The 11,943-nt window shown below is 73.7% G+C and carries 12 protein-coding genes; 3 read left to right on the top strand and 9 right to left on the bottom strand.

Annotation, left to right across the window (positions count from 1 at the left end):
- Positions 1 to 58: 58 nt before the first annotated feature.
- The 3 genes from GCU60_RS05110 to GCU60_RS05120 all read right to left on the bottom strand — a co-directional run bounded on the left by GCU60_RS05110 (position 59) and on the right by GCU60_RS05120 (position 3,004).
- Positions 59 to 850 carry an enoyl-CoA hydratase/isomerase family protein gene (locus GCU60_RS05110; protein ID WP_345770403.1) on the bottom strand — a complete coding sequence of 264 codons (792 nt, stop codon included), beginning with the start codon at positions 848 to 850 and terminating at the stop codon, positions 59 to 61.
- Entirely contained in the window at positions 847 to 1,074 is a 228-nt protein-coding gene (locus GCU60_RS05115; RefSeq protein WP_163202822.1) for a helix-turn-helix domain-containing protein, read from the bottom strand. Before GCU60_RS05115 ends, GCU60_RS05110 begins: the two co-directional genes overlap by 4 nt.
- 328 nt (positions 1,075 to 1,402) lie before the next feature.
- The gene (locus tag GCU60_RS05120) at positions 1,403 to 3,004 is read right to left on the bottom strand and encodes an ATP-binding cassette domain-containing protein (RefSeq protein ID WP_163202824.1); all 1,602 of its coding nucleotides are present in this window, start codon (positions 3,002 to 3,004) and stop codon (positions 1,403 to 1,405) included.
- A gap of 126 nt (positions 3,005 to 3,130) precedes the next feature.
- Here GCU60_RS05120 and GCU60_RS05125 point away from each other — a divergent pair, with 126 nt between their 5' ends.
- From GCU60_RS05125 to GCU60_RS19800, 3 genes are all read left to right on the top strand, one after another.
- Positions 3,131 to 4,957, top strand: coding sequence for an SCO7613 C-terminal domain-containing membrane protein (locus GCU60_RS05125; RefSeq protein ID WP_163202826.1), 1,827 nt, complete (start codon positions 3,131 to 3,133; stop codon positions 4,955 to 4,957).
- Positions 4,958 to 5,040: 83 nt separating this feature from the next.
- A complete protein-coding gene (locus tag GCU60_RS05130) occupies positions 5,041 to 6,705 on the top strand; it encodes an alkaline phosphatase D family protein (RefSeq protein ID WP_163202828.1) in 1,665 nt (554 codons plus the stop codon).
- Positions 6,702 to 7,970 carry an alkaline phosphatase family protein gene (locus GCU60_RS19800; RefSeq protein WP_204261455.1) on the top strand — a complete coding sequence of 423 codons (1,269 nt, stop codon included), beginning with the start codon at positions 6,702 to 6,704 and terminating at the stop codon, positions 7,968 to 7,970. The genes GCU60_RS05130 and GCU60_RS19800 overlap by 4 nt, the downstream gene beginning before the upstream one ends.
- 4 nt (positions 7,971 to 7,974) lie before the next feature.
- On the opposite strand, the gene GCU60_RS05140 is transcribed toward GCU60_RS19800, so the two are convergent.
- The 6 genes from GCU60_RS05140 to GCU60_RS05165 form a co-directional block, all read right to left on the bottom strand.
- Complete coding sequence (locus GCU60_RS05140) at positions 7,975 to 8,475, bottom strand: GNAT family N-acetyltransferase (protein ID WP_163202830.1); 501 nt, start codon at positions 8,473 to 8,475, stop codon at positions 7,975 to 7,977.
- 129 nt (positions 8,476 to 8,604) lie between these two features.
- Entirely contained in the window at positions 8,605 to 8,997 is a 393-nt protein-coding gene (locus tag GCU60_RS05145; RefSeq protein ID WP_163202832.1) for a metal-sulfur cluster assembly factor, read from the bottom strand.
- Positions 8,994 to 9,482 carry a Fe-S cluster assembly sulfur transfer protein SufU gene (gene sufU, locus GCU60_RS05150; protein WP_163202834.1) on the bottom strand — a complete coding sequence of 163 codons (489 nt, stop codon included), beginning with the start codon at positions 9,480 to 9,482 and terminating at the stop codon, positions 8,994 to 8,996. The genes GCU60_RS05145 and sufU overlap by 4 nt, the downstream gene beginning before the upstream one ends.
- Before the next feature lie 10 nt (positions 9,483 to 9,492).
- Positions 9,493 to 10,806, bottom strand: a complete 1,314-nt coding sequence (locus GCU60_RS05155; RefSeq protein WP_163202836.1) for a cysteine desulfurase — start codon at positions 10,804 to 10,806, stop codon at positions 9,493 to 9,495.
- A complete protein-coding gene (gene sufC, locus GCU60_RS05160) occupies positions 10,803 to 11,573 on the bottom strand; it encodes a Fe-S cluster assembly ATPase SufC (protein ID WP_163202838.1) in 771 nt (256 codons plus the stop codon). Before sufC ends, GCU60_RS05155 begins: the two co-directional genes overlap by 4 nt.
- A 16-nt stretch (positions 11,574 to 11,589) precedes the next feature.
- Complete coding sequence (locus GCU60_RS05165) at positions 11,590 to 11,943, bottom strand: Rieske (2Fe-2S) protein (RefSeq protein WP_163202840.1); 354 nt, start codon at positions 11,941 to 11,943, stop codon at positions 11,590 to 11,592.

Consider the following 11,943-nt stretch of genomic DNA (forward strand, 5'->3'; position numbering starts at 1 on the left):
TAGCGCCCCGGCCGCTCGTGCCAACCGGGGCGCTCCCGCGCTTGTTCCGAAGAGCCTCTCAGCGACCGCTGACGAGATCGTGCAGCCGCTGCACCTGGGCGACCCGCTCTGCGGCGTCCTGGGTCGGGAAGTCGTTGCGGACGGCCGACCGGACCAGGGCGGTCGTGGCGCGGCTGGCGCCGACCGGCGGGGCCAGCAGCGCCTGCACCAGGTCGGCGACGGCGCCGTCGAGCTCACCGCGCCCGACGACGAGCGTGGCCAACCCGATGGCCTGCGCCTCCGTCGCGCCCACGGCCCGCCCGGTCAGGCACATCTCCAGGGCACGCGAGTACCCGACCAGCTCCACCAGGGTGCTGGTGCCGGTCAGATCCGGCACCAGGCCCAGCGTCACCTCGGGCAGCCGCAGCTGCGCGTCGTCGGCCATCACCCGCAGGTCGCAGGCCAGGGCGAGCTGCGCGCCCGCCCCGATGGCGTGCCCCTGCACCGCGGCGACCGAGACGATGCCGGGCGAGCGCAGCCAGCGGAAGCCGTCCTGGTAGCCGCGGATGCGCTCCTGCGCCTCCTCGACCGGCAGGCCGACCAGTTCGCCGAGACCGCCGCCGCCGGTCGCCGACGTGTCGAACATGCTGCGGTCCAGCCCGGCGGAGAACGACCGGCCCTCCCCCCGGAGGACGACGACGCGGACGTCGTCGTCGAGGGAGGCGCCGACGTCGGCCAGGGCCGACCAGGTGGCCGGCAACTGGGCGTTCAGCTGGTCGGGGCGGTCCAGCGTGACGGTGAGGACGGCGCCGTCACGCTGGGTCCGCACCCATCCGGACTCGGGCAGGGAGCTCGTGGGGTCGGAGGTCACGCCTTCTTACTATTCCGGTTCGCTCCGCCGCGGCTGCGCAGCGAGGCCCCGGACTCGGAGAGGAGACGGTGGACGAACCCGTAGGACCGGTTCGTCGAGGTGGCCAGCGAGCGGATGCTCTCGCCCTCGTCGTACCGCTTGCGCAGCTCGTCGGCGAGCGTCGACCGGTCTCCCCCGGTGATCCGCTTGCCCTTGCCGAGGTCCGCAGTTGTCGCGTCGGCCATGGCTCCCCTCCGTGTCAGCCGCCGTCCCCAGCAGGTGCCGGCGGGACCGACCCGCTGGCGGGCCGGTCGTGGCTGTCGCCGTGGTGCCGCTGTCCTGGTGACCACGGCTCCCGCCAACCCATGATCACCCAGACCGTGGGTGTCGGCCACGTGAACGGGACGATCGGAATCGGCCGTACGGGGCCGCGGCGGGCGGCCGACACGGAAGGAGTCCGGTCGTTCCGAGTGGACCCCGCAGGGGTCCGCGCAGGAACGACTCAACGGCTCCGCGGTCGTGGGGACGACACGTGGCCGCGGTGCGGTCCGGAGGACCGCAGTGTCATGGCCGTCAGGCGAGCTCGACCAGGTCGGCGAGCTCCTCGCTCCAGGCGTCCTCGGTGCCGTCGGGCAGCAGGATGACCTTGTCGGGGTCCAGCGCGCGGACCGCGCCCTCGTCGTGGGTGACCAGCACGATCGCGCCGGCGTAGGTGCGCAGTGCCTCGAGCACCTGCTCGCGGCTGGCCGGGTCGAGGTTGTTGGTCGGCTCGTCCAGCAGCAGCACGTTGGCGCCGGAGACGACGAGCGTGGCCATCGCCAGCCGGGTGCGCTCGCCGCCGGAGAGGGTGCCGGTGCGCTGGTCGACGGTCTCGCCGGAGAAGAGGAACGCCCCGAGGATCCGCCGCAGCTCGGTGTCGGTGCTGTCCGGCGCCGCCGAGCGCATGTTCTCCAGCAGCGTGCGGTCCATGTCCAGGGTCTCGTGCTCCTGGGCGTAGTAGCCCACCCGGAGGCCGTGCCCGGCCTTGACCTCGCCGGTGTCGGGGTGCTCGGTGCCGGCCAGCATCCGCAGCAGCGTCGTCTTCCCGGCGCCGTTGAGCCCGAGGACGACGACGCGGGTTCCGCGGTCCACCGCCAGGTCGACGTCGGTGAAGATCTCCAGCGAGCCGTAGCTCTTGCTCAATCCCTCGGCGAACAGCGGCGTCTTGCCACACGCCGCCGGCGTCGGGAAGCGCAGCTTGGCGACCTTGTCCGCCACCCGCACGTCGGCCAGCCCCGCGGCCAGCCGCTCGGCCCGCTTGTCCATGCTCTTGGCGGCCTTGGCCTTGGTGGCCTTGGCGCGCATCTTGTCGGCCTGGGCGTTGAGCGTGTCGATCTTGCGCTCGGTGTTGGCCCGCTCCTGCTTGCGCCGGCGCTCGTCGGTCTCGCGCTGGTCCAGGTAGCGCTTCCAGCCGAGGTTGTAGATGTCGACGGTGGCGCGGTTGGCGTCCAGGTGCCAGACCTTGTTGACGACGGCCTCGAGCAGCTCGACGTCGTGGCTGATGACGATCAGTCCGCCGCGGTGGCTGGAGAGGAAGCCCTTGAGCCAGGTGATCGAGTCCGCGTCGAGGTGGTTGGTCGGCTCGTCGAGCAGCAGCGTCTCGGCGTCGGAGAAGAGGATGCGGGCGAGCTCGACGCGGCGCCGCTGACCACCGGACAGCGTCCGCAGCGGCTGGGCGAGCACCCGGTCGGGCAGGCCGAGGTTGGTGCAGATGCGGGCGGCGTCGCTCTCCGCGGCGTAGCCACCGAGTGCGGCGAACTGGTCCTCCAGCCGGCCGTAGCGGCGCACGGCCTTGTCCTGCTCGGCGTCGTCGGCGGGCTCGGCCATGGCGACCTGCGCCTTGACCAGCTGGTTGCGCAGCACGTCCAGCCCGCGGCCGGAGAGGACGCGGTCGCTGGCGGTGATGTCGAGGTCGCCGCTGCGCGGGTCCTGCGGGAGGTAGCCGATCTCGCCCGAGACCTCCACCTTGCCGGCGTGCGGCAGGCGTTCGGCGGCGAGCGTGGTGAGGGTGGTGGTCTTGCCGGCGCCGTTGCGCCCGACCAGGCCGATGCGGTCGCCGGGCTGCACCCGCAGGTTCGCCTCGCTGATGAGGATGCGGGCACCGGCGCGCAACTCGAGGCCGGTCGTGGTGATCACTGATCCCAGGGTAGGCGCTCCGGGGCCGATACCACGAACGCATTCGGGGTGACATCGACGGCATCCCCCCGTCCCCGGCGCGCCGGACGGCGATTCGAGCGGCACCTGCGCGGGCACGGAGCTGCGGTGACGTCGGGGACGCAGCAGACGCGGCCGGTGCCGGTGCCCGCACCGGTCCCGCCGTTCCCCTACCGCACCCGCCCGCCGCAGGTGCTGCTGGCCGTGGGCGCCGTCCTGCTGGTGAGCGCGGGTGCCGCACTCGGGTCCGCGTACGGCGGCCCGCTCGTGCGGACCGGGGTCCTGCTGCTCGCCGCGGTCGCCGCCGCCGTCTCGCTCCGTGCCGATCGCGCCGGGCTGCGCACGTCGGCGGAGACCTTCGCCGCCAGCGCTGCCGGCCTGGGCCTGGCCGGCAGCGACGTCGCCGGCGCCCCTGCGACCGGGGAACCGCTGCTGCCGCTGGCCCTGGCCGGCGTCTTCCTCGGGCTGCACCGCTTCTCCCCCACCCCCGCGGCGTGGCCGCTCGCGGCGTGGGTCGCCGGTCAGGTGGCCGTGCTCCGGGTCCTCGACGGGGTGCCGGAGGTGCTGCGCACCGAACTCCTCCTGGGCGTGTCCCTGGTGGGGCTGGGGATCGCGCTCTGGGCCCGCCCGCTCGTCGGGCGGCTGACGATGGCGACGACGGCGCCGTGGTGGGCCGCCGGCGTGCTCGGCGGCATCCAGGAGGCCTGGACGGCCGCCGCCGTGGAGCGCTGGCTGGCCGCGGTCCTCGTCGTCGCCGCCGGCGCCGGGCTGCTGCTGGCCCGGCTGCGCCGTCCGCTCGACGTGCTGCTGGGACCGCCGCGGCTGGTCCCGGTCGCAGCCGGTGCGCTCTCCGCCGTGGCCGTCGCCGGAGCCTGCTCGGCCGGCGGACCCGTCGCGGTGGCGGTCGCCGGCTTCGCGGGCGTGCTGATCGCCGCCACGTCCGCCGCCGAGCTGTCGGGCTGGCGGCGCGGGATGTTGCTGCCGGTCGCCCTGAGCGGCGGGGTCCTGCTGACGGTGCTGTCGATCCTGCGGCTGGTCCACGGCTCCCACTGGTCGGAGATCGCCCTCCTGCTCCTGCTCACCGCCGTCCCCACCACGTGGGTGGCGGTGCTCCGCCGCGACGACCGACCGGTGGCCGCGCCGACGGCGGTGGGCTGCCTGGCCGGGGCAGCGCTGCTCGGTCTGCCGGACGGGTGGGCCTCCCCCGCCGTCGTGGCCGGCCTCCTCACGACCCTGTACGTGTTCTCGCTGCTGAGCGCCGCGCGCCTGGAGCGCGACTCCCGCCGCGCCACGGCCGTCGCCGCGGCGGCCTGCGCCGTGCTCGCCGTGGTCCTCCTCGTCGTGGAGGGTGACCGCGGGCTGGTGGCCGCGCACCTCGCGGTCCAGGGCGCGGCGACGCTCGGCTGGGCGTGGTGGACGGGTCGGGCCGGGAGCGCCCCGGACGACGACTCCGATGCGACGGCGGGCTGGCGGATCGGAGCCGCCCAGCTCGTGCTGGCCTGCTGGCTGGCGGCCGCCCTGGCCGACCTCGGCGCGGTGGAGGCCTACAGCCTCCCGGCGGCCGCGGGGCTGCTGCTCGCGGCTGGCCGCGGCCTGGTCCGCGACCCGTCCTGGCAGGCGTGGGGCCCGGGCCTGGTCACGGCCGCCGCACCGTCCACGGTGCTCACCGTCGTGACCCCCGACGCCCTGCGCGCCGTGCTCGTCCTGGCGCTGGCCGCCGTCGCCATGGTGGCCGGCGGCCGGGCGGGCCTCCGGGCGCCGCTCATGATCGGCTCGGGGACCGCCCTGGTGCTGGCACTGGGGCTTGCGGTCCGCGCACTGCCCTGGCCGGTGGCGACGGCGCTCGTGGTGGGCAGCGGACTGCTGCTGATCGGCATGCTGCGCGAGCGGCATCCGGTCGCGGGCTTCGCCACCCGCCTGGCCGACCTGCGCTGATCCGGGAGGTCCGCGCGGCGAACGCGAGGTGAACTCCTGTCGCCCCGCGCATCCTTTCCGCCGTCCGCTCCATCTAGCAGGGCGTGATCGCTCCCGACGTGCACCTCACGCGCCGCCGCGCCCTCCAGCTGGCCACCGCCACCGGGGCCGGGCTGGCCGCGGTCGCGGCGACCGGACCCGCGTCCGCCTCGCCGAAGGCGTCCTCCCCGGTCTTCCGGCACGGGGTCGCCTCCGGGGACCCGCTGCCCGGCGCGGTCCTGCTCTGGACCCGCGTGACCCCGACCCCGGCCGCGACGCCGGGCTCCGGGCGCGGCCCGGCGGTCGACGTCGGCTGGGAGGTCGCCACCGATCCGGGCTTCCGGCGGATCGTGCGCCGGGGCACCACCTCCACCGGGCCCGCACGGGACCACACGGTCAAGGTCGACGCCGGCGGGCTGTCGCCCGCGACCACCTACTGGTACCGGTTCCGCTGCCGCGGGACGGCGTCGCCGGTGGGACGGACCCGCACCGCGCCGGCGGCGGAGGCTCCGGTGGCCCGCCTCCGGATGGCCGTCGTCTCCTGCGCGAACCTGCAGGCCGGCTGGTTCACCGCCTACCGGCACCTCGCTGCCCGTGGCGACCTGGACCTGGTGGTGCACCTGGGCGACTACCTCTACGAGTACGCGCCCGGCGAGTACCAGGCGCGTGACGTCGTGGTGCGTCCGCACGAGCCGGCGCGCGAGATCGTCGGCCTCGCCGACTACCGGCGCCGGCACGCCCAGTACAAGACCGACCCCGACCTCCAGGCCCTGCACGCGGCGGCCCCGTGGGTGGTCACCTGGGACGACCACGAGTCGGCCAACGACGCGTGGTCCGGCGGGGCGGAGAACCACACCGAGGGGGCCGAGGGCGCATGGCGGGCCCGGCGGGCCGCCGCCCAGCAGGCCTACGCCGAGTGGATGCCCGTGCGGTACGAGCCCGGCGGGCAGTTGTACCGGCGGCTGCGCTTCGGCCGGCTCGCCACCCTCTCGATGCTCGACCTGCGCACCTACCGCGACCAGCAGCCCTCCTCCCCCGTCGACCCGGCGTTGTCCGCGCCCGGCCGGACCATGGCCGGACCCGAGCAGCTGCAGTTCCTGCTCGACGGGCTGGCCGAGCCGCAGGTGCAGTGGAAGCTCGTCGGCAACCCGGTGATGATCGCCCCGGTCCGCTTCCCGAACGGTCTGGAGTCCCGGGCGGTCGAGGGCATCGCGCAGCTGGTCGACCTGCCCGTCCCGCCGGTCGCCGGCGTTCCGTACAACGTGGACCAGTGGGACGGCTACCCCGCCGAGCGCGCCGCGGTGCTGAGCCATCTGCGGGACCGCGGCATCACCGACGCCGTCTTCCTGACCGGGGACATCCACTCCGGCTGGGCCTGCGAGCTGCCCGCCGACCCGCTGACCTACCCGCTCACCGGCGACAGCGTCGGGGTGGAGCTGGTCTGCACGTCGGTGACCAGCGACAACCTCGACGACATCCTCGGCACCCCGCCCCGGACGGCGACCCTGGCCGTCGAGACGGCGGTGAAGGTGAACAACACGCACGTGAAGTACCTGGACTTCGACTCCCACGGGTTCTCCGTGCTGGAGCTGACCGAGGCGGGAGCCCAGATGGACTGGTTCGTGCTCACCGATCGCACCGACCCCCGTGCCGCGGCCGTCTGGTCCACCTCGGTGCGGGTGCCGGCCGGCACCGCGCGCGTCGAGCGGGCCGCGGGGCGGCTCTCGTGAGCGGCGGCGTGCTCGACCGGCGGCGGTTCCTCCAGCTGACCGCGGCGACCGGTGGGACGGTCGTGCTGTCGACGGCGCTGGGCGCCCCGGCGGCCCGGGCGACCAGCCGGCTGCGCGTGTACGTGCTGGTGGTCGACGGGACGCGGCCCGACGAGGTGACCCCCCTGCTGATGCCGCGGCTGCACCGGCTGCGCACCGAGGGCACCTGGTTCTCCGGAGCGCGCTCGCTGCCGGTGATGGAGACCATCCCGAACCACGTGATGATGATGACCGGCGTCCGGCCGCACCGGTCCGGCGTCCCGGCCAACTCGGTCTACGACCGCGCCGAGGGCGCGGTGCGGGACCTCGACCGGCCCTCGGACCTGCGCTTCCCCACGCTGCTGGAGCGGCTGGCCGCCAGGGGCCGGACCACCGGGACGGTGCTGTCCAAGGAGTACCTGTACGGCATCTTCGGGGAGCGGGCGACGCACCGGTGGGAGCCCTTCCCGGTCCTCCCGATCACCGGTCACGCGCCGGACGTCGCGACCACGGACGCGCTGCTGGCGATGGTCGACTCCGCCGACCCGGAGCTGGTCTTCGTCAACCTCGGTGACACCGACCGCGTCGGGCACAGCGACCTCACCGGGACGTCGCTCCGCGTGGCCCGGACCCTGGCGCTGCGCAGCACCGACCTGCAGGTGGGCCGGTTCGTCGACCACCTGCAGGCCACCGGACGCTGGTCCTCCAGCGTGCTGCTGGTCCTCGCCGACCACTCGATGGACTGGTCCCTGCCCACCGGGGTGATCTCCGTCGACGCGATCCTGCGGAGCCGGGCGGAGCTGCGGTCCTCGGTGCAGATCGCGCAGAACGGCGGCGCGGACCTCCTGTACTGGACCGGACCGGCCGCCCGCCGCGACACGGGCCTCGCCGAGGTGCGGCGCCTCGTCGCGGCGCACCCCGGCGTGCTCTCCGTGCACGCCCCTCGGGAGCTGGGGCTGGGGCCGGAGGCCGGCGACCTGGTCGCCTACTGCCGGGCGGGCTGGCGGTTCAGCGACCCGGAGATCTTCGCCAACCCCATCCCCGGCAACCACGGGCACCCGGTGACCGAGCCGATCCCGTTCCTGGTCGCCGGCGGCCATCCGCTTGTCCGCCGGGGCGTCGTCAGCGGGGCACCGGCCCGGACCATCGACGTCGCGCCGACCGTCGGAGCCCTGTTCGGGCTGGGCGCACCGCGCGGCGGTTACGACGGCAGCGTGCGGAAGGAGGCGTTCTCCGGCCTGCGCTGACCGGTCAGGGGCCGAAGAGGACCTCCGCGCCGACGGGCCGGTAGCCGGCGGCGAGGAAGGCGCGCAGCGAGGCGGTGTTCGCCGGCGCGACCTGCGCCCACAGCGGGGCGCCGTCGGGGACCGACGCCGGTGCGGCGGCGACCAGGGCGGTGCCCAGCCCTCTCCCCCGGCTCCCGGGCGCCACCTCGACGCTCACCTCCCAGCGTCCGGCCACGCCGCGGCCGATCGTGACCAGCCCCGCCCCGTCGGGCGTCGTCCGGACCCGGACGTCGGTGCGGTGCAGCAGCGCCCGCTCCACCCGCGGATGCGTCGCCCCTGGGCCGGACATCTCCTGCAGCGGGATGTCCGGCTGCGGGACGACGCCGGGCGGGGGCGCGACGAGGACGGCGTCGAGCACCCCCGGCTCCGCACCCACCCGGTCGGCCAGGGCGGCGAGGAAGCGGGCGCCCAGTGGCGCGGCGAGCGGGTCGTGCGCGACCTGCGCGGCGACCCAGTCCGGGTCCACGTCAGCGGCGACGACGTGCCATCCGGTGCCACCGACGACGACGGCCCGCGCCCCGGAGGGCGCGGGCCGTCGGCCCCTCGCAGGGGCCCGCCGCGAGCGTGCGAGCGGTGGGGAGCGAGGGGTCCTTCGTCAGACGCGGAAGCCGAGCGCGCGGAGCTGCTCGCGGCCGTCGTCGGTGATCTTGTCGGGGCCCCACGGCGGCATCCAGACCCAGTTGATCCGGATGTCGTCGACCAGACCGGGGCCGGGGCCACCGGTGAGGGCCTGGCGGGCCTGGTCCTCGATGACGTCGGTCAGCGGGCAGGCCGCCGAGGTCAGCGTCATGTCGATGATCGCCACGTTGGACTCGTCGACGTCCAGGCCGTAGACGAGGCCGAGGTCGACGACGTTGACGCCCAGCTCGGGGTCGACGACGTCGCGCATGGCCTCCTCGAGGTCCTCGATCAGCGCCGTCTTGTAGGCCGGCAGGTCGGCGGGCGCACCGTCGGTGGCGGGTGTGGCGTTCTCGGTGGTCTCGCTCATGACTGGCCTCCAGTCGGGGCGGCGGGGTGGGTGGCTGATGCGCCCGACAGCGCTCGGGCGGACGCGTCCTTCAACGCCATCCAGCTCATCAGCGCGCACTTGATGCGTGCGGGGTACTTCGACACACCGGCGAACGCGACGGCGTCCTCCAGCTCGTCCTCGAGCTTCTCGGCGACCGACGGGTCGCCCTTGGCCTGCATCAGGGTCATGAAGTGCTCGCCGGTCTCCAGCGCCTGCGGCACGGTCTTGCCGACGACGAGGTCGTACATCGCCGAGATCGAGGCCTGGCTGATCGAGCAGCCCATGCCCTCGTAGGACACGTCGGCGATCGTCTCGCCCTGGACGTGGATCCGCAGGGTCACCTCGTCACCGCAGGTCGGGTTGACGTGGTGCACCTCGGCCTCGAACGGCTCGCGCAGACCGCGGCCGTGGGGGTTCTTGTAGTGGTCCAGGATGATCTCCTGGTACATCGACTCCAGCTGCATCAGATGCGCCTCACACAGTTCCGAAGAACTTCTGGGCCGTGCGAATTCCGTCGGCCAGCGCGTCGATGTCGTCGTACCCGGTGTGCACGTAGAACGTGGCGCGGGTCGTCGCCGGGACGCCGTAGCGCCGGACGACCGGCCACGCGCAGTGGTGCCCCACGCGGACGGCGATGCCGGAGTCGTCGAGCACCTGGCCGACGTCGTGCGGGTGGATGCCCTCGACGGTGAAGGAGATCGCTCCGCCGCGGGCCACGGTGTCGGGCGGGCCGATCACGGTGACGCCGGGGATCTCGGCGAGCTTCGCCAGGGCGTAGCCGGTGAGCGCCAACTCGTGCGCCTCGACCTTGTCCATGCCGAGGGCCTGCAGGTAGTCGACGGCGGCCGCCAGCCCGATGACCTGGGCGGTCATGGGCACGCCGGCCTCGAAGCGCTGCGGCGGGGGCATGAAGGTGGAGTGCTCCATGCGCACGACCTCGATCATCGAGCCGCCGGTGAGGAACGGGGGCAGCTTGTCCAGCACCTCGTAGCGGCCCCAGAGCACGCCGACGCCGGTGGGCCCGAGCATCTTGTGCCCGGAGAACACCAGGAAGTCCGCGCCGAGCTCGGCCACGTCGATCGGCTGGTGCGGCACCGACTGCGCGCCGTCGACCATCACCAGCGCGCCGACCTCGTGCGCCCGGGCGATGATCTCGCCGAGCGGGTTGATCGTGCCGAGGATGTTCGACTGCTGGGTGACCGAGACGAGCTTGGTGCGCTCGTTGACCACGGTGTCGAGGTCGGACAGGTCCAGCCGGCCGTCGTCGGTCAGCCCGAGCCAGCGCAGGGTCGCCCCGGTTCGCTCGCACAGCTGCTGCCAGGGCAGCAGGTTCGCGTGGTGCTCCATCTCGGTGACCACGATCTCGTCACCCTGGCCGACGGCGTAGGTCCGGAATTCCGGCTCCTTCGCGGTGGCGGCGTTGGAGAGCGCGTAGGCCACGAGGTTGATCGCCTCGGTGGTGTTCCGGGTGAAGACGATCTCGTTCTCCGGCGCACCGATGAACGCGCCGATCTTCGCGCGGGCCTCCTCGTAGGCACCGGTCGCCTCCTCGGCGAGCTGGTGGGCCCCCCGGTGCGGCGCGGCGTTGACGTTCTCGTAGAACCAGCGCTCGGCGTCGAGCACCTGGCGCGGCTTCTGCGAGGTGGCGCCGGAGTCGAGGTAGACCAGCCGCTTCCCGTCGCGGACGGTGCGCGTCAGGATCGGGAAGTCCGCCCGGATCGCCTCGACGTCCAGAGGCAGGGGCACCTGCTGCGCCCCGGCTCCGGGACGCGAGACGGTCTGGGTCATGCCTGCGCGACCTCCGCGGTCTTGACGTAGGACGCGTAGCCCTCGTTCTCCAGCTTGTCGGCCAGCTCGGAGCCGCCTTCCTCGACGACCTTGCCGTTGACGAAGACGTGCACGAAGTCCGGCTTGATGTAGCGCAGGATCCGTGTGTAGTGCGTGATCAGCAGGACGCCGATGTCGCCCTCCTCGCGAGAGCGGTTCACGCCCTCGGAGACGATCCGCAGCGCGTCGACGTCGAGGCCGGAGTCGGTCTCGTCGAGGATCGCGATCTTCGGCTTGAGCAGCCGCATCTGCAGGATCTCGTGGCGCTTCTTCTCACCGCCGGAGAAGCCCTCGTTGACGTTGCGCTCGGCGAAGGCCGGGTCCATCTCCAGGCCGGACATCTCGGTCTTGACGTCCTTGACCCAGGTGCGGAGCTTCGGGGCCTCGCCCTTGATGGCGGTGGCGGCGGTGCGCAGGAAGTTCGACACCGAGACACCGGGGACCTCGACCGGGTACTGCATGGCGAGGAACAGGCCGGCGCGGGCGCGCTCGTCGACGCTCATCTCGAGGACGTCCTCGCCGTCGAGCGTGACGGTGCCACCGGTGATCGTGTACTTCGGGTGGCCGGCGATCGAGTAGGCCAGGGTCGACTTGCCCGACCCGTTGGGCCCCATGATCGCGTGGGTCTCCCCGGAGCGGACGGTCAGGTCGACGCCGCGGAGGATCTCCTTGGCGTCGTCACCCTCGCCCACGCTGACGTGCAGGTCGCGGATCTCAAGAACGGACACGTGTCTTCTCGCTCCTTCATTCACCGGCCGCGAGCGGGAGGCGGCCGTCGCTCTCGGTGTCGACGAGCACGTCCTCTCCCTCCACGCGGACCGGGTAGACGTCGACCGGCTCGGTGGCCGGCAGGTTGGTGGGTTCACCGGTGCGCAGGTCGAAGCACGACCCGTGCAGGAAGCACTCGATGGTGGGGGCGCCGTCGAAGATCTCGACGTCGCCGTCGGTCAGGGGGACGTCGGCGTGCGAGCACCGGTCCTCCAGGGCGTAGACCTGACCCTCGAACCGGACGACGGCGACGTCGATGTCCGCGAGCTCGACCCGCAGGGAGCCGTTCTCGGGGACGTCGGACAGCGCGCAGATCCGCTCGAAGGCCAT

Source organism: Blastococcus saxobsidens, assembly GCF_010682065.1.
GTDB lineage: Bacteria > Actinomycetota > Actinomycetes > Mycobacteriales > Geodermatophilaceae > Blastococcus > Blastococcus saxobsidens_B.

Bases quoted from the DNA above. Each gene is read 5' to 3' on its own strand.
- GCU60_RS05115 (WP_163202822.1), bottom strand. From the start codon at position 1,074: ATGGCCGACGCGACAACTGCGGACCTCGGCAAGGGCAAGCGGATCACC.
- GCU60_RS05145 (WP_163202832.1), bottom strand. From the start codon at position 8,997: ATGAGCGAGACCACCGAGAACGCCACACCCGCCACCGACGGTGCGCCC.
- sufU (WP_163202834.1), bottom strand. From the start codon at position 9,482: ATGCAGCTGGAGTCGATGTACCAGGAGATCATCCTGGACCACTACAAG.
- GCU60_RS05155 (WP_163202836.1), bottom strand. From the start codon at position 10,806: ATGACCCAGACCGTCTCGCGTCCCGGAGCCGGGGCGCAGCAGGTGCCC.
- GCU60_RS05165 (WP_163202840.1), bottom strand. From the start codon at position 11,943: ATGGCCTTCGAGCGGATCTGCGCGCTGTCCGACGTCCCCGAGAACGGC.